This window comes from Candidatus Sphingomonas phytovorans (assembly GCA_029202385.1).
Lineage (GTDB): Bacteria > Pseudomonadota > Alphaproteobacteria > Sphingomonadales > Sphingomonadaceae > Sphingomonas > Sphingomonas phytovorans.
Genome location: CP119314.1, coordinates 3009076 through 3029864, shown reverse-complemented (window position 1 = coordinate 3029864; position 20789 = coordinate 3009076). Strand labels below are relative to the sequence as shown.

Here is a 20789-nt window from a genome sequence, read left to right as displayed (position 1 = left end):
GGTGACGGCGGTGGGCTGGATCGGCCTGCCGCTGCTCCTTCTCGTCGGGCTGGCCGGTGGCTCGACGGGCGTGGTGGCGCAGGTCGCCGCGCCGCCCGTGTCGCTCGACGCGGACCCCTTCTACGTCAAATATGTCGACGCGGACGGCATCCCAGTCCTGTCCTCGGCCAAGGTCCCCGATCGTGCGCTGCTGGTAGCGAAGGCGATCGTCGAGGGCATGCTTGCCCACCGTCCCGATCTGGCCAGCGCGCTGGCGGCGTCCGGCTACCGCGTCGCGATCATGGCTGAAGATGAGAGCACGCTCGACCTGCCGGAACAGCGCGACTGGAAGAAACCGGCGCATGACGATCCCCGGCTGACCCGGTGCGAGCGCAAGCATTATGACGAGCGTATCGGCCGCCTGACCGACCGTGCCTATTGGAACTTCCGCGCACGCGGCATGGCTGGCCAACTGACCAGCGGAGCGGTGGAAGACCTGCTCGGCCAGCGCAATTCGCGTTATTACGGCCAGACGATCTTCCTTCACGAATTCTCGCACGATATCCTCCAGGCGATCCGCGCTGCCGATCCGACCCTCTACAAGGAGGTCGACCGCGCTTATCGCGCCGCGCTCAGGGACGGCCGGTGGAAGGGCGAATATGCCTCCACCACGATCGACGAATATTGGGCGGTGGGCAGCCAGTTCTGGTTCAACTCGGGGCGGATGGTGATCTTCGATGGGCGCCGCATCCTCTCGGACGCCGACCTGAAGGCCTATGATCCCGCGCTCCATGCGGTTCTCGGCAAGGCGTATGGCCCGGTCCACCATATCGACGGCGACCCCTTCTATCTGAGCGAGGCCCGTGTCCCGCCGGGGCCGTTGCCGGCCAACACTGCTGAGGTTTGTTGAGCGGAGAAATGCGTGCCCCGGGGGGCGCTGGAAATGGTCCAGCCCGTTTCGTCACCCCGGACCGGTTCCGGCAGGACGCGGGGCAAGTGCCTGCATCCGATCTGCACTGCCATTCCTCCCGATCCGCTTTAGCCTCTGGGCTCGCTTGTCGATAGCTGGAGGCCTCCTGAAAGGGAGGTCATGCGATGTTCGTACGCTATGTTTCAGAACGCTCGCCCCGGATTGAGTGTCGTACAGTGCATGAGGGCACGCTCATCGACGATAGCGAGGCTATCAAACCGACGACGCGGGCTTGCTGAACGATGAGAGAGCTTCGCCCTCGCACCTATCACATGTTCCTGTCATGGTGTCTTCTTGCCGCAGGGCTAGGAGTGGGCCTGTACTTCCGGGGTTCGACAATCCCGCCATTCGTCGATCGCGAGCGCGCCATGGAGGCATTCACCAACTGGTGCGATGCTAACGGGCGTGTCGATCATGCGGTAGGGGATGCCTATTTCGCGCTGCGAACGGCACGCTATCTCCTGATGGATTTCGGGCGTGGCCTGGTCCTCGCCAGCGCGACGGTGCTGGCGCTTGTCCATGGGCTGGCACGGTCGCCGCTGGACGGCACGTCGTGGCTGCGGACTCCGGCGCGGCGCATGACATTCATCGCGATCGGTATCGGTGTGATACTCCTTGGCGCGGCGGCCGAGACCTATAGCCTGCACGCGGATCTCGATCGCTTCACTTTCCCCATGTGCGCGGATTCGATTGGAATCCCGATGAGGGGCCTGATGCTCCTGACGATGGTGCTGCTTCCCGTCCTGACTGTCCTCGGGGGCGTCATCACGCTTGGCTTCGGCCGTATCCCCGTATCGCTCAGCCAATGGGATGTCGGCAGGCCGAAGCGATCATGGGTCGTCACGATCCTGATTGGCCTCGTATGGCTCGCTACGTTGTTCGTGACAGTTTCCATCACGGTCAGTTCGGCCTGGCCCGCAACGCCTGCCGGGGTGGTTGCCCTCTATTTGCTCGCCTCTACGCGGGCCGCGCTGCTTGTGGAACGATGGGTGCCGGAACAAGTCCGGCATGACGTAGAGTAAATGCCTGCACCCGATCTGCACCGCCATTCCTCGCGATCCGCTTTGGCCTCCAGGGCCGCCTGCCGCTAGCTGGAAATCTCCTAAAAGGGAGGCCAAACCATGTCCGCACGCTATGCGTCAGAACGCTCGCCCGGGGCCAAATTGCTGCTGCCGTTCCTGATCGGTGCGCTGCTCGCGATCCCGCTCTTCGCCATCTATCTCCTCGTCTATGATCGCCAGAACCAGTCGGAGACCGCCCAGGCCTCGATCGCGCAGGGCTGGGGCGGCGCGCAGGTCATCGCCGGGCCGGTGCTTGTCATCCCCTATTCGAAGCAGACCACCGAGACCGTCACCGAGAATGGCAAGCAGACCAGCAAGACGACCACGAGCTGGCACGAGATGACGCTCTCGCCCGACAGGACAGTGGTGAAGACCGATCTGAAGCCCGATCTGCGCCACCGTTCGATCTACGACGTGGTAGTGTTCGAGGCGCGCAACCATGGCGGCGCGCGTTTCTCGCTACCCGCCGATCTCCAGCGTTTCGGCGTCGCGCCGGAAGCGCTCGCGCTCGACCGTGCGCAGATCCGTTTCGGTATCAGCGATGCGCGCGGCTTGTTCGGCACGCCGCCTGCGGTATCGGTCAATGGCAAGGCCGTCTCGCTCCAGCCGGGTAACGGCATGCGCGAAACGGGTGGATCGGGCTTCTACGCCTGGTTCGATGCGGGCATGTTGCGTGATCGTCCGCTCGGCGTGACGTTCGACTATGCGGTACGCGGCAATGGCTCGCTCGCGCTGGTGCCGAACGGTGGCGATACGGCATGGCAGGTGGTCTCGCCCTGGCCCAATCCGAGCTATCAGGGCGGTTTCCTGCCGGTCCGCAAGGCCCCGGTGGCGAGGGGTTTCGATGCCACATGGCGCGTCGGCAACCTCGCGCTGGGCAGCGCGCTCGTCGCCTTCGATCAGGCATCCGGCACCGCACCGGCCGAGACGGTCGATGGCGAGAATCGCGGCCGCCAGGGTGCCGGCGAGCATCAGGCGCGGGTCGATCTGCTCACCCCGGTCGATCTCTACAGCCAGGTCAACCGCTCGGTGAAATACGGTTTCCTGTTCATCGGCTTCACCTTCCTCGCCTTCCTGATGTTCGACGTGATCGGCGGGGTTCGGGTGTCGGCGATCGAATATGGCCTGGTCGGATCGGGGCTGGTGCTGTTCTTCGTGATGCTGCTCGCGTTCGCCGAGGTGATCGGCTTCGTCCCCGCTTACGGGGTCGCGGGCGGGGCGATCGTCTCGTTGATCACCGCTTATTCGGCCGCGGTACTGGGGAGCTGGCGGCGCAGCCTGTTCATCGGGGCGCTGATCGCCGCCCTGTACGGCGTGCTCTATGTCCTGCTGAGCCTTGAGGACATGTCGCTGCTGGTCGGCTCGGTGATGCTGTTCGTGGCGCTCGCGGCGGTGATGTACCTGACGCGGGGAATCGACTGGGGCGCAAAGCCGGAGTCGCGGGAGGCGGAAGCCTGAATCTCCCTCTCCCCGCTTGCGGGGAGAGGGCAGGGGAGAGGGGCAGTGGGAAACGGCGACGGTTCCCACTCGCCCCTCTCCCGCGTTTCCCGTGGCTTTCGCCGGGGTCGTTGCCTGCTCCGCGTAAGGGAGAGGATGAAGGGTAGCGGTCAAAATTCAGTATTTGATACCCGCTTGGTTTTCGTCCGGTGGCGATCCGGAATACGCCGTTCACGGGCGATGCTATGAACGGCCGCTGCTCCCTGATCATGTCGTTCGCGCATAAGATGCCGGGCAGCAACGCGCACTATCGCGGCTATTGTCGGTCGACATGGCAAGGCATTGACGGCCCATTGCCATCGATTTATAACCATCCGGTCAGATATAAATGGATGGCAGCATGGGCCGGAAGAAATCTATCGATCAAGGCCGCATTCTCGATGCGGCCGAAGCGGTTGTCGCTGGCGTTGGCGCCGCGCGCCTGACGCTTGAGGGCGTCGCCCGGGAAGCGGGGATCAGCAAGGGTAGCGTCGTCTACGACTACGGCTCGAAGCAGGCCTTGCTCGAAGCCATGGTGCAGCGCGCCGTTGCGCGCGACAATGCGTTCAACCAGGCGGCGACGGAATCCTGCGATGCGCCGGAGAACCGCACGCTTCACGGGCGGATCACTGCAGCGGCGCAGCCGTTTCCAGATGCGTTCCGCGCCGTTGCTCTCAACATATGCGCGGCTCTCGCGCAGGATCAGCAATTGCGCGCGGCCATCCAGGACAATCAGAGCGCCGTTATCGCCCGTATTCGCGATGAGGCGGATGGCGAGCGCGGTCCAATGCTGGCTTATCTGGCGCTCGAGGGCCTCAAGCTTCTCGAATCCCTGGACTATCACCAATGGCCGGACGCTGAGCGCGCGACCTTGATCGAGGACATTCGGTGGCTGGCCGCCGCGCGTTCCACCTGAGCGCGGCCGGCCGAACCTCCCCAACGAGAAGGAAATATAACTTCATGACTGACCGTACCGCCGAGAGGAGCAGCCATGCTTCTACTCCTTCTCAACTTGCGCCCATCTTTCTGACGGGCGGCAGCGGTTATCTGGGCCGTAATCTCATCCGCCACTTCGTTGGAGCCGGGAACCCGGTAGTCGCCCTGGTCCGTTCGCGGGAAGCTGCTGACCTGGTCCGTGCGCTGGGGGCAACGCCGATAGAGGGGCAACTCGCCGGGCCGCAACTCGCGCAGGCGATGAACGGCTGCGCGGCGCTGGTTCATGCTGCCGCCCATACCGGGCATGGCCTCGAGACACCAGATCATCGGGCAGTCAACGTCGAGGGAACACGCGCCGTCTTCGCGGCTGCGCGCAAGGCCGGCGTAAAGCGTGCGGTCCATGTCAGCACCGAATCCGTACTTCTCGATGGCCGGCCGCTGGTCAACGTCGACGAGCGCCATCTCATCCCCACCCGATTTCCCGGCGCCTATTCGCGCACGAAGGCCGAGGCCGAGCGTATCGCCTTCGCGTCGGCAACTGGCGATCTCGACGTCATGGCGGTGCGGCCCCGGTTCGTCTGGGGGCGGGACGACACGACGGCACTGCCGATGCTGGTCGCGGCCGCGAGCGCGGGCAAGATGGCGTGGATCGACGGCGGGCACTATCTGACGTCTGCGACGCACGTCGCCAATGCCTGTCACGGGATCGACCTCGCCTTGCGCAAGGGCAAAAGCGGCGAGGCTTACTTCGTCAGCGATGGAGAGCCGATCACGTTCCGCAATATGGTATCTCGCATCCTGGAGACGCAGGGCATTGAAGCGCCTACCAGGGAAGTTCCATCATGGGTGGTGCGTACCGTCGTCCGTCTCGGAGAAGGAATCTCCTGGCTTTCCGGCGGATCGATCACGCCTCCCGTGACCCGACAGGATCTGGCGACGATGGCGGTCGAGGTCACGTTGGACATTTCCAAGGCCAGGCGGGACCTCGGCTATGTGCCGCTGGTCTCGGTCGAGGATGGTCTTGCCGAACTGCGTCAGCGCGCCCACGTCCGTCAGCGGTGATAGATCGGCTTCGCCCCCGCCTACGGGGTGGCGGGCGGGGCGATGGTCTCGTTGCTCACCGCTTATTCGGCCGCGGTGCTGGGGAGCTGGCGGCGCAGTCTGTTCATCGGGGCGCTGATCGCCGCGCTGTACGGCGTGCTCTATGTCCTGCTGAGCCTTGAGGACATGTCGCTGCTAGTCGGCTCGGTGATGCTGTTCGTGGCGCTCGCGGCGGTGATGTACCTGACGCGGGGAATCGACTGGGGCGCAAAGCCGGAGCCGCGCGAGGCGGAGGCGGCCTGATTCTCCCTCTACCCGCTTGCGGGAGAGGGCAGGGGAGAGGGGCAGTGGGAAACGGTGACGTTTCCACTGCCCCTCTCCCGCGTTTCCCATGGCTTTCGCCGGGGTCGTTGCCTGCTCCGCTTAAAGGAGAGGTCGAAGGGTATTGGTCAAAACTTAGTACTTGGTATCCGGTCTGTTTTCGCCTGCTGTCGACCAGTTCCGGACATTCGCGCATTAAACTGTGAACGGCGGCTTGTGACGGAAGCTGCCGTTCGGACGGCGTGCCTCGCGCCTTAGTCTTACAACTCGGCTCGAGGTCGACCGAAGAGCGGTCGAAGCAAGTTACGCGCCTCCCGCTCAGCCAATACTGAGGTATATTGCATCAGCGATGGCTAGATGCCGACCGCGCTCTTGATCACTGCGGCTGCGAGCGTCACCCCGATGCGTTCTGCGACGCTGAATGCCCATTTTCCGGCCTTCGATAGGTACCGCAACATCGACGGACCGTCGCCCGCAGCCGCCGCTTTTGCGGCCTCCTGCACCGCCGTAACGCTGGCCTCTTGGTCAGCATTGTCCGCCTCCGCCTTCAGAGCCGATTCCAGTGCCACTAATTCTCGAGAGGTGTCCGCAAGGTTGATGGAGCTGTCAAAGCCCGCCCAAATTTGCTGGAAGGACTGAGCGGTTGCATTGTCGCCCATTGCGCCGACTTGGCCAAAGTTCGTGTATTGGGACACTATGATTACCCCTCCGCTTCCCGCTTCGAGCAAGTCCGGGCGCCGCTCGCTATCATACTGGCCAGCGAGCGTTCTGACTATCGACTCTCGAAAATTTCGGCTACTGGAAATTCGGGCGAGGGCATTCATGAGCTCGTCGAGGCGCCCGGGTCTGTGAAGCGTCGAAAACGCGGACGCGCATGCATAATAGATTCTTCGATCTTCGAAGAATGCCGGTCTACCTCTTCCGGTTAGGCGCTGGGCGCAGAGCGAAAGGCGGTCGGCGAGTAATCCGCGTCCATCGTCGTCAAGGTTATTGAGCTCCTTTCCGGTGAGTATTTCCAAGCATCTCTCAAAAACGAAAAATTCTAAGTACATTCTTGCCAATATTATCCGTATTTTGCGGGCATCTTTCCTTGAGGATTTTGCTTCCAGTGTAGATGTAGAACGCCGGAGTGTTAATTTTTCGGCTGTGGCGGCTGCGGGAAATGCAAATGTATAAATCGGATTCTCCAATTTTTTTATGGAATATTGGGCTTGCCGACTTCAAAGTTTTGAACTGTTCAATATGAGTAAGGTGAATGAACATCAGAGGTGGTCCCGATCGGACTCCGCGACTGGCAGATGTATTCTTATTTCCCCTTTGTGTTCCCGCCGAGTAAAGTCGCGATATGTATTCCCCGGATTTGTAGATCAGTTCACTATGTTCGGAGTGTTTTGATTTTATCTTGGAATGAAGTGCATCTGAGATGTTATCTTCGAGCCATTGCTCGCTAAAGGTTTCAAGCCAAAGTCGACCGAGTTTGAACCCGATCGAAAATTGGACTCCCCCGGCGCCATCCGAGTAAAGCCGAGAGAATTGCGGTGCGAACTTTCTAAGCTCTTTGGGGCGGTCACCTGCCTTGAACGTAAGTGATTTTTGGATTTCGCAGACCTCTTCTTCGCCAACCCATCCGCGAATTCCGCCAAGCGGACGTGGATTGATGGGTCCCAAATTCCGTTGGAATGCGTGGCCCGGCGGCGCGAGCGATGGCCAAGTCGGCCTTCTCGCCAACGCGTCTCTCGTTGGATAGAAAGAGCGGCCGTCGAAAATCGGAAAATAGATTGAGGCGAACATTGTCATCGCCGTAGCAAAAAGAGGCGGAGAATAAGAGTCTCCGCCCCTCCTTCCGGATTCCCGGCTCTTGCGGCTGACTGGACTCGAACCAGCGACCTCCAGACTTGCAACCTGGCGCTCTACCCTTGAGCTACACCCGCACCCTCTCGGGCTAGCGCGTCGCCGCGATCATCGTCGTGACGAGGCGGTTTCTGATACCTGTTCAGTAGAATCGCTGCAATCTCTCTGTACCTCTGGACCAATAGGGTGCTTCATGTCCTTCGTAACGGGGGACCGAGTGTACGAATGTTGGCTATTGTAAGAAGCCGACGTTTAACGATCCGGGTAGGGAAGGCGGCTTTGTCTCACTCCTTGCTCCTCGCGGCTCCGCCCCGTCGAATAACAAGCGTCGAATTCCGACCTCTAGCCACGCCACCTCAAATTACCCCGGTTCAGCTCAGCGACCGACTTCACCCCCATCAGCTTCATGTCCCGCTCGATTTCAGCCTGCAGCCGGCCGAGCACGCGCTCGACCCCGGGTTGCCCCGCCGCCGCCAGCGCATAGAGATACAGCCGCCCGCCCGAACAAGCCTTGGCGCCAACGCTCAACGCCTTCAGCACATGGCTGCCGCGCCTGATGCCGCCGTCGCAGATCACGTCGATCTTGTCCCCGACCGCATCGACGATCTCGGCAAGCTGGTCGAAGGGCGACCGGCTGCCGTCGAGTTGCCGCCCGCCATGGTTCGACACCATGATCGCCGTCGCGCCGATATCGACCGCGCGCTTCGCGTCCTCGACCGACATGATGCCCTTCAGGCAGAATTCGCCGCCCCATTGGGCGCGGACACCCTCGGCCGTCTTCCAGTCCATCGACGGGTCGAGCATCTTGTTGAAATAATCGGCGACCGACAGCGCGACATTGGTCCCCTCGGACACATGGTCCTTCAGGTTCGACAGCTCGAACTTTTCGCGGAACAGATAGTCGAGCGTCCAGCCGGGATGAGTCGCGAAGCTGATCGCCGAGGCAGGCGTCAGCCGCGGCGGCGAGGTGAAGCCGGTGCGCAGGCAGCGTTCGCGATTGCCGGACACGATGGTGTCGACGGTCAGCGCGATACAGTCGAACTTCGCCTCCTTGCAGCGCTCGACCAGCGCATGGTTCAGCCCCTTGTCCTTGTGGATGTAGAGCTGGAACATCTTGGGGGTGCTGATCGTCCGGCCGATTTCCTCGATCCCCACGGTTGCGAGACTCGAGATGCCGAACCAGGTCCCGAACTTTTCCGCCGCGCGCGCGACGCCGCGCTCGCCATGCCAGTGGAACAGCCGCTGCAGCGCGGTGGGCGAGAGGAACAGCGGCATGTCGATCTTGCGGCCCATCACGGTGGTGCTCATGTCGATCGTCTCGACGCCCGCGAGTACGCTCGGCACCAGGTCGCACGACTCGAACGCCTCGGTGTTTCGCTTCTTCGTCGCCTCGTCGTCGGCCGCGCCGTCGATATAGTGATAGACGGGGCCGGGCAGGCGCTTGCGGGCGAGGGTGCGGAAATCCTCGACATTGTGGCAATCGCTCAATCTCATATTTTGCCCCGTTCGTTCATATGTTGGACTTCGTCCTACGATTCTTGCTCGACGCCCGCAATGTCGGCGATGATGCCTATCCCGTCCCGAAATCTGCAATCATGCGGTGATCCGACGTCGCTGAGCACGCCAAAGGGTTGCACGCGCGCGCCGAAAGGCATAGCCGCATCCCGCACCGCAAAATTTCGTTTCCGCCGGAGACTTTCAGGCATGGCCGAATTCAGACTGCCCCCGAACAGCCGACCGAAAAAGGGCGGCAAGGTCCACAAGGCAGCCGCCGACGCTAAGCGGGTCAAGAATTTCAAGATCTACCGCTACGATCCGGATGCGAACGAGAACCCGCATTACGACACGTTCGAGATCGATCTCGACTCGTGCGGCCCGATGGTGCTCGACGCGCTCATCAAGATGAAGTCGGAGCAGGACAGCTCGCTCACCTTCCGGCGCTCGTGCCGCGAGGGGATTTGCGGTTCCTGCTCGATGAACATCGACGGCAAGAACGGCCTCGCCTGCACCACCGCGATCGACGATGTGAAGGGCGACATTCGCATCACGCCGCTGCCGCACATGGAGGTGATCAAGGACCTAGTCCCCGACTTCACCCATTTCTACGCGCAATATTCCTCGATCAAGCCGTGGCTTCAAACCGTCACGCCGCCGCCCTCGGGCAAGGAACGGCTCCAGTCGCCGGCCGATCGCGAGAAGCTCGACGGCCTGTACGAATGCATCCTGTGCGCCTGCTGCTCGACCTCATGCCCGAGCTATTGGTGGAACAGCGACAAGTTCCTCGGCCCGGCGATCCTGTTGCAAGCCTATCGCTGGCTGGCCGACAGCCGCGACGAGATGACCGGCGAGCGACTCGACGATCTTGAGGATCCGTTCCGCCTCTATCGCTGCCACACGATCATGAACTGCGCGAATGTCTGCCCCAAGGGCCTCAGCCCGGCCAAGGCGATCGCCGAGATCAAGAAGATGGAAGCAGAGCGGGTCGTCTGAGGCCCGTTGCGATGACTGACACCAGCCCGCCCGCAACCTTCCTCTATGAGGAAGACCCGGATCATCCCGGTTGGATGCGGTGGGGCTTCACCGATCCGTCGCGCTACAACAGCTTTCTCGGCCCGATGCTGGTGCGGGTCGACGACGGTATCGCGCGTGTCCGCATGACGCCGGAGCGGCGCCATTCCAATTTGCGCGACAGCGTTCATGGCGGGGCGATGCTCGGCTTCATCGATGTTTCCCTGTTCGCCGCCTCGCGCAGCTTCGGGTTGATCACGGCGGGGTCGGCGGTCACGCTCGACCTGTCGACCCAGTTCATCGGCGGTGGCCGCATCGGCGAGCCGCTGGAGGCGCAGGTCGAGCTGCTGCGCGAGACGGGTCGGCTCCTGTTCCTGCGCGGGCTGGTCGTGCAGGGCGAGGACAAGATCGCGAGTTTCTCCGCGACGATCCGCAAATCGGCGAAGACGGCTGCGCAATGACGCGGTCCCACTCTTGCTTCCCCGGCGAAGGCCGGGGCCCAGTTGGGAAGGCAGATGTAATTGCCCGTAACACTCAATCTCTTCTGTCCCCCAACTGGGCCCCGGCCTTCGCCGGGGAACGCTAGATGCCCAACGTCTTCGCCCGTTACGAAGCCCTGATCGCCGCGGGCGAGTTACGGCCCGATCCCGAACAGGCCGAGGCGGCCCGGCGCCTCAACGCGCTGGCCACCGAGCTTGAAGCGGCGCCGAAGCGTGGTTCCGTGCTGTGGCGCGCGCTAGGCAGGCGTCCCGATGCGCCGGCCGGCATCTATCTCTGGGGTGGGGTCGGGCGCGGCAAGTCAATGCTGATGGACCTCTTCTACGGCTGCATCAACATGCGGCGGAAGCGGCGAATCCATTTCCTTGAATTCATGCTCGATGTGCATGCGCGCCTGCGGGTCGAGCGCGAGAAGGAGGTCGGCGATCCGATCCTGCCGGTCGCCGCCGCGATCGCCGAGGAAGTGAAGGTCCTTTGCTTCGACGAGATCATGGTCACCAACAGCCCCGATGCGATGATCCTGTCGCGGCTGTTCACCGAACTGCTGCGCCACGGCGTGACGGTGGTGATGACCTCGAATCGTCCGCCGCGCGACCTCTACAAGGACGGGCTCAACCGCGAGCATTTCCTGCCCTTCATCGAACTGATCGAGGGGCGCATGCAGGTACTCGCGCTCAACGGTCCGGTCGATTATCGCCGCGACCGGCTCGGCCATGTCGAGACCTGGCTGGTGCCCAATGGCGCTGAGGCCACCGCGCAGCTTTCCGCCGCCTTTTTCCGCCTGACCGACTATCCGCCCGAGGATCGCGACCATGTGCCGTCCGAGGAACTGCCGGTCGGCGGCGCGCGTACCCTGCATGTGCCGAAGAGCCTGAAAGGTGTCGCCGTCTTCTCGTTCAAGCGGCTGTGCGGAGAGGCGCGTGGATCGGCCGATTACCTTGCGGTCGCGCGGCGCTTCCACACCGTGATCCTGGTCGGCATCCCGAAGCTTGGCCCGGAGAACCGCAACGAGGCGGCGCGCTTCGTCCAGCTGATTGACGCGCTGTACGAGCATAAGGTGAAGCTGCTCGCCGCCGCCGACGCCGCGCCGGGCGAGCTCTACGAGAAGGGCGATGGCCGCTTCGAGTTCGAGCGCACGATCAGCCGGCTGGAGGAGATGCGCTCCGACGACTATCTCGAGCAGGGCCACGGCGCGAACTGAGTCCCCTTCGACATCGCATCGCACCCTGTTATCATGCCGTGTCCGGTCATGGAGGGAATGCGATGCTCGTCACCACCACCGAGAATGCCCCAGGCCACACCGTCCGCGCTACGCTCGGCCAGGTCTTTGGCGTCGTTGTCCGCAGCCGCGGCATCGGCGGCAACATCACCGCCAGCCTGCGTTCGATCGTTGGCGGTGAGATTCCCGAATATACGCGGCTGGTCGAGGAAACGCGGCGCCATGCGATCGACCGGATGGTCGCCAATGCGGCGCTGATGGGCGCGAATGCCGTCGTGATGATGCGCTTCGACTCGGGCGAGATCGCCCAGGCGATGAACGAGGTGGTCGCCTATGGCACCGCCGTCATTCTCGATCCCGCGCCCGAATGATGCTGCGCACCTTTGTCCTGGTGGTTGCGATGCTGTTCTTCACGGCGACGCTGATCGGCGCGGTGGTCGATCCGGCGGTATGGCCGAGCGTGATCGCGGCGACATTGCTACTCGCCGGCATCCTGTTCGAACGCCGTCGCTACGGCGCCTTGCAGGCGAAGCCGACCGGCAGCGCCTGGCGTGAGACCAGTGAACGTTTCGTCGACGATGCGAGCGGCAGGCCGGTGACCGTCTGGTATAATGATGCCACGGGCGAGCGGCGCTATGTCGACCCGGAAGGCAATCATCCACTCTAAATGCAGCTGCGAAGCACTTGCAATAAGCAAGAGAAAATACTGGTCTTTAGCGGTTGCCCCTAGGGCAAAACGAGCCTAAGCCGCCGCGCAGTTTCGCCGCATATGCGGCTTTATCACTGCGGAAAGGACGACGAATGGCCCGCAAGAAGATCGCGCTGATCGGCGCTGGCAACATCGGCGGGACGCTCGCCCATCTTGCTGCCCTCAAGGGTCTGGGCGACATCGTCCTGTTCGACGTGGTCGAAGGCGTGCCCCAGGGCAAGGCGCTCGATCTCAGCCAGTGCAGCCCGGTCGAGGGCTTCGACGCGAAGATCACCGGCACCAACGACTATGCCGATATCGCCGGCGCGGATGTCATCATCGTCACTGCCGGCGTCGCCCGCAAGCCGGGCATGAGCCGCGACGACCTGCTCGGCATCAACCTCAAGGTCATGAAGGCCGTGGGTGAGGGCATCGCCGCCAACGCGCCCGACGCCTTCGTTATCTGCATCACCAACCCGCTCGACGCGATGGTCTGGGCGCTGCGCGAATTCTCGGGCCTGCCGCACCAGAAGGTCGTCGGCATGGCCGGCGTGCTCGACAGCTCGCGCTTCAGCCACTTCCTCGCAGAAGAGTTCAAGGTCTCGGTCAAGGACGTCACCTCCTTCGTGCTCGGCGGTCACGGCGACACCATGGTCCCGGTGATCAGCTACTCGACCGTTTCGGGCATCCCGGTTCCCGACCTGATCGAAATGGGCTTCTCGACCCAGGAGCGGATCGACGCGATCGTGGCGCGCACCCGCTCGGGGGGCGGCGAGATCGTCGCGCTGCTCAAGACCGGCTCGGCCTATTACGCGCCCGCCACCTCGGCGATCTCGATGGCGGAAGCCTATCTCTACGACCAGAAGCGCCTGCTGCCGGCCGCGGTCCACCTGACCGGCCAGTATGGTGTCGACAATCTCTATGTCGGCGTGCCGGTGGTCATCGGCGCCGGCGGCGTCGAGAAAGTCGTCGAGATCAAGCTCGATGCCGAGGCCAAGAAGAACCTCGACGTCTCGGTCGAAGCGGTCAAGGAACTGCTGGTCGCATGCAAGGCCATCGACGGCAGCCTCGCCTGACAGATTTGCTGCTCCCCGGCGAAGGCCGGGGCCCAGTTGGGAGAACCCTTGGATGGAGAAAGCCGGTTTCGTCTACATCATGGCGAGCGGGAAAAACGGCACGATCTATCTCGGCGTAGCGAGCGATCTTCCCAGGCGGGCTTGGGAGCATCGCAATGATCTCGTCGAAGGGTTCACGAAGAAATATCGGTGTCACACGCTGGTCTGGTACCAGGCCTATGACACCATCGAAGAAGCGCGGCAGCGCGAACTGCAGATGAAGGAGTGGAAGCGGGTTTGGAAATTGCGGGAGATCGAAGGACTCAATCCCGACTGGGATGATCTGTTCGAGACGATCGCGTGAACCACAACCGCTTTCCCAACTGGGCCCCGGCCTTCGCCGGGGAGCAATGAGGAAGAGAATTCAATGAGCATCCTCGTCGACAAGAACACCAAGGTCATCACCCAGGGCATGACCGGTGAGACTGGCACGTTCCACACCAGGGCGGCGCTGGCCTATGGCACGCAGATGGTCGGCGGCGTCACGCCGGGCAAGGGTGGCACCACCCATATCGACCTGCCGGTGTTCGACACCGTCGCCGAGGCCGTCGCGAAGACCGGCGCGAGTGCGTCAGTCATCTATGTGCCGCCGCCCTTCGCCGCCGATTCGATCCTCGAGGCGATCGATGCCGAGGTGCCGCTGATCGTGACCATCACCGAAGGCATCCCGGTGCTCGACATGGTCAAGGTAAAGCGCGCGCTCAGCGGCTCGAAGTCGCGCCTGATCGGCCCGAACTGCCCGGGCGTGCTGACGCCGGGCGAGTGCAAGATCGGCATCATGCCGGGCAACATCTTCAAGAAGGGCTCGGTCGGCGTTGTAAGCCGTTCAGGCACGCTTACCTATGAAGCGGTCTTCCAGACGTCGAACGCGGGCCTTGGTCAGACGACCGCGGTCGGCATCGGCGGCGATCCTGTCAACGGTACGAACTTCATCGACGTGCTCGAACTTTTCCTCGCGGATCCCGAAACTCAGTCGATCATCATGATCGGCGAGATCGGCGGCTCCGCGGAAGAAGAAGCGGCGCAATTCCTGCGCGACGAGGCGAAGCGTGGCCGGTCGAAGCCGATGGCCGGCTTCATCGCGGGTCGCACGGCGCCTCCGGGCCGCCGCATGGGCCATGCCGGTGCGATCGTGTCGGGCGGCCAGGGCGGCGCCGAGGACAAGATCGCTGCGATGGAAGCGGCAGGGATCAAGGTAGCGGACAGCCCGTCCGAACTGGGCACGACGCTGCTGTCGGTGTTGAAGGGTTAACCAGGCCCCCGCGTGCGGGGCCAAAGCGGCATCACCTCCCCAGGGATGCGCCGAGGAACAGCCAATGGGCTACGAAGGCCAGGATTTCGCTGACATCGCCGGGGGCGTAAGCCCGGCGTTCATCGACGCGCTGTACGCGCGGTACAAAGTGTCCCCGGACAGTGTCGAGCCTGGCTGGCGCGGTTTCTTCGAGGGGCTCGAAGGCAATGCGAGTGGCCCGAGCTGGGGTCAGCCCAACTGGCCGCTGAGCTCGACCGACGATCTGACGGCCGCGCTCGACCCGACCCAGATGGAGCCTGCGCCCAAGCCCGCCAAGGGAGGTGCCAAGCCCGCCCCGGCAGCCGCGGTGCCGTCGCAGGAAGATATCGTCCGGGCTGCCGCGGATTCGATCCGCGCGATGCTGCTGATCCGCACCTATCGGGTGCGCGGGCATCTTGCCGCCAATCTCGACCCGCTCGGCCTTTCCAAGCGCGAGATGCCGGCCGATCTCACGACCGAGTATCACGGCTTTTCCGACACCGATCTCGACCGCCCGATCTATCTCGGCGGCACGATGGGCCTGCAATGGGCGACGGTACGCGAGCTGGTGGGCATCCTGCGCGCGAATTACTGCGGCAATGTCGGCCTCGAATATATGCACATCTCCGACGTGGAGGAGCGCCGTTTCCTCCAGGACCGGATGGAGGGCAAGGACAAGGCGATCGAGTTCAGCCCGCTCGGCAAGAAGGCGATCCTCAACAAGGTGATCGAGGCCGAGCAGTGGGAGAAATTCTGCGGCCGGAAATATGTCGGCACCAAGCGTTTCGGCCTGGACGGCGGCGAGAGCATGATCCCGGCGCTCGAAAGCGTCATCAAATATGGCGGCCAGTTCGGCGTGCGCGAGATCGTGTTCGGCATGGCGCATCGCGGCCGCCTGAACGTGCTGACCAATGTGATGGCCAAGCCGTTCCGTATCATCTTCCACGAATTCGGCGGCGGCTCCGACAATCCCGAGGACGTGGCCGGTTCGGGCGACGTGAAATACCATCTCGGCACCTCGACCGATCGCGAGTTCGACGGGATCAGCGTCCATATGTCGCTGGTCGCCAACCCCTCGCATCTTGAGGCCGAAGACCCGGTCGTGCTGGGCAAGGTCCGCGCGATCCAGACGATCGCCGGCGACCTGAAGGAGCACAAGGCCTCGCTGCCGGTGCTGATCCATGGCGATGCGGCGTTCGCCGGCCAGGGCATCGTATGGGAATGCCTCGGCTTCTCCGGCATCCGCGGCTATAATACCGGCGGCTGCATCCACTTCGTCATCAACAACCAGATCGGCTTCACGACGAGCCCGCAATTCGCGCGCTCCTCGCCCTATCCGTCGGATGTGGCGAAGGGCGTCCAGGCGCCGATCTTCCACGTCAATGGCGACGATCCCGAGGCAGTGACCTTCGCCACCAAGATGGCGATCGAGTTCCGCCAGCGTTTCCACCGCGACATCGTGATCGACATGTGGTGCTATCGCCGCTTCGGCCACAATGAAGGTGACGAGCCCAGCTTCACCCAGCCGCTGATGTACGACCGGATCCGTGCGCATCCGCCGGTCAGCGAAGTCTATGGCGCAAAGCTGATCGAGCAGGGCGTGATCGACCGTGCCTGGATCGACGACAATATCGCTGCCTTCACCACCCTGTTGGAAGGCGAGTTCGAGGCGGGCGCGAGCTACAAGCCGAACAAGGCGGACTGGTTCGCCGGCCGCTGGTCCGGGCTACACGCCCCGGCCGATGCCGAAAGCGCGCGGCGCAACGTCGAGACCGGGATCGAGACCAAGCTGTTCGATTCGCTCGGCCGCACGCTGACCACGGTTCCCGACGACCTGACCATCCACAAGACGCTCGGCCGCGTGATCGATGCCAAGCGCGAGATGTTCAAGTCCGGCGCCGGCTTCGACTGGGCCACCGGCGAAGCGCTCGCCTTCGGGTCGCTGATGTCCGAGGGCTATGGCGTCCGCCTGTCGGGCCAGGATTCGGGCCGCGGCACCTTCTCGCAGCGTCATGCGGTATGGATCGACCAGAAGGACGAGCATAAATATCTGCCGCTCGCCCAGGTCGAGCATGGTCGTTTCGAGGTGCTCGATTCACCGCTCAGCGAATATGGCGTGCTCGGTTTCGAATATGGTTATGCGCTGGCCGATCCGAAGACGCTGGTGCTGTGGGAGGCGCAGTTCGGCGACTTCATGAACGGCGCGCAGATCATGATCGACCAGTTCATCGCGAGCGGAGAGGCCAAGTGGCTTCGCGCCAACGGCCTGGTGATGCTGCTGCCGCACGGTTATGAAGGACAGGGCCCCGAGCATAGCTCGGCGCGCGTCGAGCGTTTCCTGCAACTCTGCGCCCAGGACAATATGCAGGTCGCCAACTGCACCACGCCGGCGAATTATTTCCACCTGCTGCGCCGGCAGATGCACCGCAGCTTCCGCAAGCCGCTGATCATCTTCACGCCCAAGTCGCTGCTGCGCCACAAGCTGGCGGTGTCCAAGGCGTCGGACTTCCAGGGCGACAGCCACTTCATGCGGCTGTTGTCCGATCCGTCGGGCATTGCGGATAACGAGGTGAAGCGCCTCGTGCTGTGCACCGGCAAGGTCGCCTATGACCTGATGGAGGCACGCGACGCGGCGGGCGACAGGAACACCGCGATCGTCCGTGTGGAGCAGCTCTATCCTTTCCCGGGCGAGCCGCTGGTCTCCCGCCTGAAGAAGATGACCAATCTCGAAGAGGTCATCTGGGCTCAGGAAGAGCCGAAGAACAACGGCGCGTGGAGCTTCGCCGAGCCTTATCTCGAGGAATGCCTGGTCCAGGCCGGCGGCAAGCCGCAGCGTGCGCGCTATGCCGGCCGCGCGGCGTCCGCGTCGCCCGCGACCGGCCTGATGAAGCGTCACCAGATGGAACAGGCCGCGCTTGTCGCCGACGCGCTCGGCCATAATGTCCGCGAAGAAATTCGTCGCACGCGCAAATCATAAGCCCGCATCGGCGGCACGAGGAAGAGAAGATGGCAACCGAAGTCAATGTCCCCACCCTGGGCGAATCGATCACCGAGGCGACGCTTGGCGAATGGCTGAAGCAGCCCGGCGACCCGGTCGCCGTCGACGAGCCGATCGCCAGCCTGGAGACCGACAAGGTCTCGGTCGAGGTGCCCTCGCCCGTCGCGGGTGTGATGGGCCAGCAGGCAGTCAAGGTCGGCGACACCGTCCAGGTCGGCGCGATGATCGCGACGATCGAGGCTGGCTCGGGCGCGTCAGCGGCAACGGCGCAGCCCGCCGCGGCTGCCCCTGCTCCCGCTGCAGCTGCCGCACCCGCACCCGCTGGCGACGGCCCCGCCGCGCTGTCCCCGTCGGTTCGCCGCGCGGTGCTTGAGCACGGCGTCGATCCAGCGACGGTCGTGGGCACCGGCAAGGACGGTCGTATCACCAAGGACGATGTGATCGCCGCGGCCGCGACGCCGGCTCCGGCCGCGGCGCCGTCGCCCGAGCCGCAGGTGGCACCCTCCGTCGCCGCGTCGACCGGCCGCAAGGAAGAGCGGGTCCGCATGACGCGCCTGCGCCAGACCATAGCGAAGCGGTTGAAGGAAGCGCAGAACACCGCGGCGATGCTTACCACCTTCAACGACGTCGACATGACGGCGGTGATCGAGGCGCGCGCCAAGTACAAGGATCTGTTCGAAAAGAAGCATGGCGTCCGCCTCGGCTTCATGGGCTTCTTCGCCAAGGCCGCGTGCCTCGCGCTGAAGGACGTGCCCAGCGTCAACGCCTCGATCGAGGGCGATGAGATCGTCTATCACGACTATGTCGACATCTCGGTCGCGGTGTCGGGGCCGGGCGGCCTGGTCGTCCCCGTCGTGCGCGATGCCGACCAGCTCTCGGTCGCGGGGATCGAGCGCACGATCGGCGATTTCGGCAAGCGCGCCAAGGACGGCACGCTGAAGATGGAGGAGATGAAGGGCGGTACCTTCACCATCTCCAACGGCGGCGTGTTCGGCTCGCTGATGTCCACCCCGATCATCAACCCGCCCCAAGCGGCGGTGCTCGGCCTCCATCGCATCGAGGACCGTCCGGTCGTCCGCGACGGCCAGGTCGTGGTCCGCCCGATGATGTACCTGGCGCTCAGCTATGATCACCGCCTGATCGACGGCCGCGAGGCAGTGACCTTCCTCGTCGCACTCAAGAACGCGATCGAGGATCCGACCCGGATTTTGATCGATCTTTGAACCCGCCTCCGTTCGTCCTGAGTAGCCATCGAGCTTGTCGAAATGGCGTATCGAAGGACAGGCCTCACGCCATGTCCTTCGATACGGGTCTTCGACAAGCTCAGCCCCTACTCAGGACGAACGGAAGTCCTTATTTGCCATCACGCACTTTGCGATCGAGATAGACAATGGCTGACTATGATTTCGACGTCCTGGTAATCGGCTCAGGCCCGGGCGGCTATGTCGCCGCGATCCGTGCGGCGCAGCTCGGGCTGAAGACCGGCTGTGTCGAGGGCCGCGAGACGCTTGGCGGCACCTGCCTCAATGTCGGCTGCATCCCCTCCAAGGCGATGCTGCACGCGTCGGAGCTGTATGACGAGGCGGTCTCGGGCCGGCTCGCCAAGCTCGGCGTGAAGGTCGAGACCAGCCTCGATCTCGACACGATGCACGGCCAGCGCAAGGACGCGGTCAAGCAGCTCACCGGCGGCATCGAGTTCCTGTTCAAGAAGAACAAGGTCGAATGGCTCAAGGGCTATGCGGCGTTCACCGGCAAGGACAGCGTCAGGGTCGGCGACCGCGAGGTTCGCGCAAAGAACATCATCATCGCGACCGGCTCCTCGGTCACCCCGCTGCCGGGCGTGACCATCGACCAGAAAATCGTGGTGGATTCGACCGGCGCGCTTGAGCTGCCCGCGGTCCCGAAGCATCTGGTGGTGATCGGCGGCGGCGTGATCGGGCTTGAGCTCGGCTCGGTCTGGCGGCGCCTCGGTGCGAAGGTGACGGTCGTCGAGTTCCTCGACCAGATCCTGCCCGGCTTCGACGGCGATGTCCGCAAGGAAGCCAACAAGATCATGAAGAAGCAGGGGCTCGAGTTCCGCCTCTCGGCCAAGGTGACTGGCGTGGTCGTCGATGGCGACACCGCGACGCTCACTCTCGAACCCGCGGCTGGCGGTGACGCCACGACGCTCGAGGCCGATGCGGTGCTCGTGTCGATCGGCCGCCGGCCCAACACCGAAGGCCTCGGCCTCGACAAGGCGGGTCTCGCGACCAACCAGCGCGGCCAGGTCGAGACCGACCACCGCTTCCTCACCTCGGTCCCCGGCATCTGGGCGATCGGCGACGTCATTCCCGGCCCGATGCTTGCGCACAAGGCCGAGGACGAGGGCATCGCGGTGGCCGAGAACATCGCCGGCCTCACCGGCATCGTGAACCACGATGTGATCCCGAGCGTCGTCTATACCAGCCCCGAGATCGCCGGCGTCGGCCTGACCGAGGAAGCGGCGAAGGAGCGTGGCGAGGTCAAGGTCGGCAAGTTCCCGATGGTGGCCAATTCGCGCGCCAAGACCAATCATGAGCCCGACGGCTTCGTGAAGGTGATCGCCGATGCGAAGACCGACCGCGTGCTCGGCGTCTGGATCATTGCCTCGGTTGCCGGCACGATGATCGCGCAGGCGGCGCAGGCGATGGAGTTCGGCGGAACCTCCGAAGACATCGCCTATACCTGCCACGCTCACCCGACTCATTCGGAAGCGATCAAGGAAGCCGCGATGGCGGTGCTCGGCAAGCCGATCCACATCTGATCGCGTCATTTCCCTGACTGTCTCCCCCGGCGAGGGCCGGGGTCCAGTTAGGGGATGCCGAACGCAACTCGTCGCG

Annotated in this window: 20 protein-coding genes and 1 tRNA gene; 17 read left to right on the top strand and 4 right to left on the bottom strand. The window is 63.6% G+C overall.

Going from position 1 to position 20789, the window contains the following annotated elements; genetic code table 11:
• The first annotated feature begins 1 nt into the window (after window position 1).
• From P0Y59_13880 to P0Y59_13855, 6 genes are all read left to right on the top strand, one after another.
• Window positions 2–889, top strand: coding sequence for a glycoside hydrolase (locus tag P0Y59_13880; GenBank protein WEJ98046.1), 888 nt, complete (start codon window positions 2–4; stop codon window positions 887–889).
• Window positions 890–1317: 428 nt separating this feature from the next.
• Window positions 1318–1971 carry a hypothetical protein gene (locus P0Y59_13875; GenBank protein ID WEJ98045.1) on the top strand — a complete coding sequence of 218 codons (654 nt, stop codon included), beginning with the start codon at window positions 1318–1320 and terminating at the stop codon, window positions 1969–1971.
• Window positions 1972–2070: 99 nt separating this feature from the next.
• The gene (creD, locus tag P0Y59_13870) at window positions 2071–3468 is read left to right on the top strand and encodes a cell envelope integrity protein CreD (protein WEJ98044.1); all 1398 of its coding nucleotides are present in this window, start codon (window positions 2071–2073) and stop codon (window positions 3466–3468) included.
• A gap of 379 nt (window positions 3469–3847) precedes the next feature.
• Entirely contained in the window at window positions 3848–4402 is a 555-nt protein-coding gene (locus P0Y59_13865) for a TetR/AcrR family transcriptional regulator (GenBank protein ID WEJ98043.1), read from the top strand.
• Between the two features lie 44 nt (window positions 4403–4446).
• Complete coding sequence (locus P0Y59_13860; protein ID WEJ98042.1) at window positions 4447–5484, top strand: NAD-dependent epimerase/dehydratase family protein; 1038 nt, start codon at window positions 4447–4449, stop codon at window positions 5482–5484.
• Window positions 5485–5487: 3 nt separating this feature from the next.
• Window positions 5488–5766 (top strand): inner membrane CreD family protein, encoded by a 279-nt coding sequence (locus P0Y59_13855; GenBank protein WEK02574.1) that lies wholly within the window; start codon window positions 5488–5490, stop codon window positions 5764–5766.
• Between the two features lie 371 nt (window positions 5767–6137).
• Here P0Y59_13855 and P0Y59_13850 read toward each other — a convergent pair whose 3' ends face one another.
• From P0Y59_13850 to P0Y59_13835, 4 genes are all read right to left on the bottom strand, one after another.
• A complete protein-coding gene (locus P0Y59_13850) occupies window positions 6138–6443 on the bottom strand; it encodes a hypothetical protein (protein WEJ98041.1) in 306 nt (101 codons plus the stop codon).
• Window positions 6444–6810: 367 nt separating this feature from the next.
• Window positions 6811–7575 carry a hypothetical protein gene (locus tag P0Y59_13845; protein ID WEJ98040.1) on the bottom strand — a complete coding sequence of 255 codons (765 nt, stop codon included), beginning with the start codon at window positions 7573–7575 and terminating at the stop codon, window positions 6811–6813.
• Between the two features lie 68 nt (window positions 7576–7643).
• Window positions 7644–7715: transfer RNA gene (locus tag P0Y59_13840), tRNA-Cys, on the bottom strand.
• A 262-nt stretch (window positions 7716–7977) separates the two neighbouring features.
• Window positions 7978–9129, bottom strand: a complete 1152-nt coding sequence (locus tag P0Y59_13835; GenBank protein WEJ98039.1) for an alpha-hydroxy acid oxidase — start codon at window positions 9127–9129, stop codon at window positions 7978–7980.
• Between the two features lie 210 nt (window positions 9130–9339).
• Here P0Y59_13835 and P0Y59_13830 point away from each other — a divergent pair, with 210 nt between their 5' ends.
• From P0Y59_13830 to lpdA, 11 genes are all read left to right on the top strand, one after another.
• Window positions 9340–10125, top strand: coding sequence for a succinate dehydrogenase iron-sulfur subunit (locus tag P0Y59_13830; protein WEJ98038.1), 786 nt, complete (start codon window positions 9340–9342; stop codon window positions 10123–10125).
• Window positions 10126–10136: 11 nt separating this feature from the next.
• Entirely contained in the window at window positions 10137–10604 is a 468-nt protein-coding gene (locus P0Y59_13825; protein ID WEJ98037.1) for a PaaI family thioesterase, read from the top strand.
• A 125-nt stretch (window positions 10605–10729) separates the two neighbouring features.
• Entirely contained in the window at window positions 10730–11842 is a 1113-nt protein-coding gene (gene zapE / locus P0Y59_13820) for a cell division protein ZapE (GenBank protein ID WEJ98036.1), read from the top strand.
• Between the two features lie 62 nt (window positions 11843–11904).
• Window positions 11905–12231 (top strand): YbjQ family protein, encoded by a 327-nt coding sequence (locus P0Y59_13815; protein ID WEJ98035.1) that lies wholly within the window; start codon window positions 11905–11907, stop codon window positions 12229–12231.
• Window positions 12228–12527, top strand: coding sequence for a hypothetical protein (locus P0Y59_13810; protein ID WEJ98034.1), 300 nt, complete (start codon window positions 12228–12230; stop codon window positions 12525–12527). Before P0Y59_13815 ends, P0Y59_13810 begins: the two co-directional genes overlap by 4 nt.
• Window positions 12528–12661: 134 nt before the next feature.
• Window positions 12662–13624 carry a malate dehydrogenase gene (gene mdh / locus P0Y59_13805; GenBank protein ID WEJ98033.1) on the top strand — a complete coding sequence of 321 codons (963 nt, stop codon included), beginning with the start codon at window positions 12662–12664 and terminating at the stop codon, window positions 13622–13624.
• 52 nt (window positions 13625–13676) lie between these two features.
• The gene (locus P0Y59_13800) at window positions 13677–13967 is read left to right on the top strand and encodes a GIY-YIG nuclease family protein (protein ID WEJ98032.1); all 291 of its coding nucleotides are present in this window, start codon (window positions 13677–13679) and stop codon (window positions 13965–13967) included.
• 63 nt (window positions 13968–14030) lie between these two features.
• On the top strand, window positions 14031–14915 hold the full coding sequence (gene sucD, locus P0Y59_13795) for a succinate--CoA ligase subunit alpha (GenBank protein WEJ98031.1): 885 nt from the start codon (window positions 14031–14033) through the stop codon (window positions 14913–14915).
• Window positions 14916–14979: 64 nt separating this feature from the next.
• On the top strand, window positions 14980–17910 hold the full coding sequence (locus P0Y59_13790; protein WEJ98030.1) for a 2-oxoglutarate dehydrogenase E1 component: 2931 nt from the start codon (window positions 14980–14982) through the stop codon (window positions 17908–17910).
• Between the two features lie 29 nt (window positions 17911–17939).
• Window positions 17940–19154, top strand: a complete 1215-nt coding sequence (odhB, locus tag P0Y59_13785; GenBank protein WEJ98029.1) for a 2-oxoglutarate dehydrogenase complex dihydrolipoyllysine-residue succinyltransferase — start codon at window positions 17940–17942, stop codon at window positions 19152–19154.
• A 167-nt stretch (window positions 19155–19321) separates the two neighbouring features.
• Window positions 19322–20713 carry a dihydrolipoyl dehydrogenase gene (gene lpdA, locus P0Y59_13780; protein ID WEJ98028.1) on the top strand — a complete coding sequence of 464 codons (1392 nt, stop codon included), beginning with the start codon at window positions 19322–19324 and terminating at the stop codon, window positions 20711–20713.
• Window positions 20714–20789 lie beyond the last annotated feature (76 nt).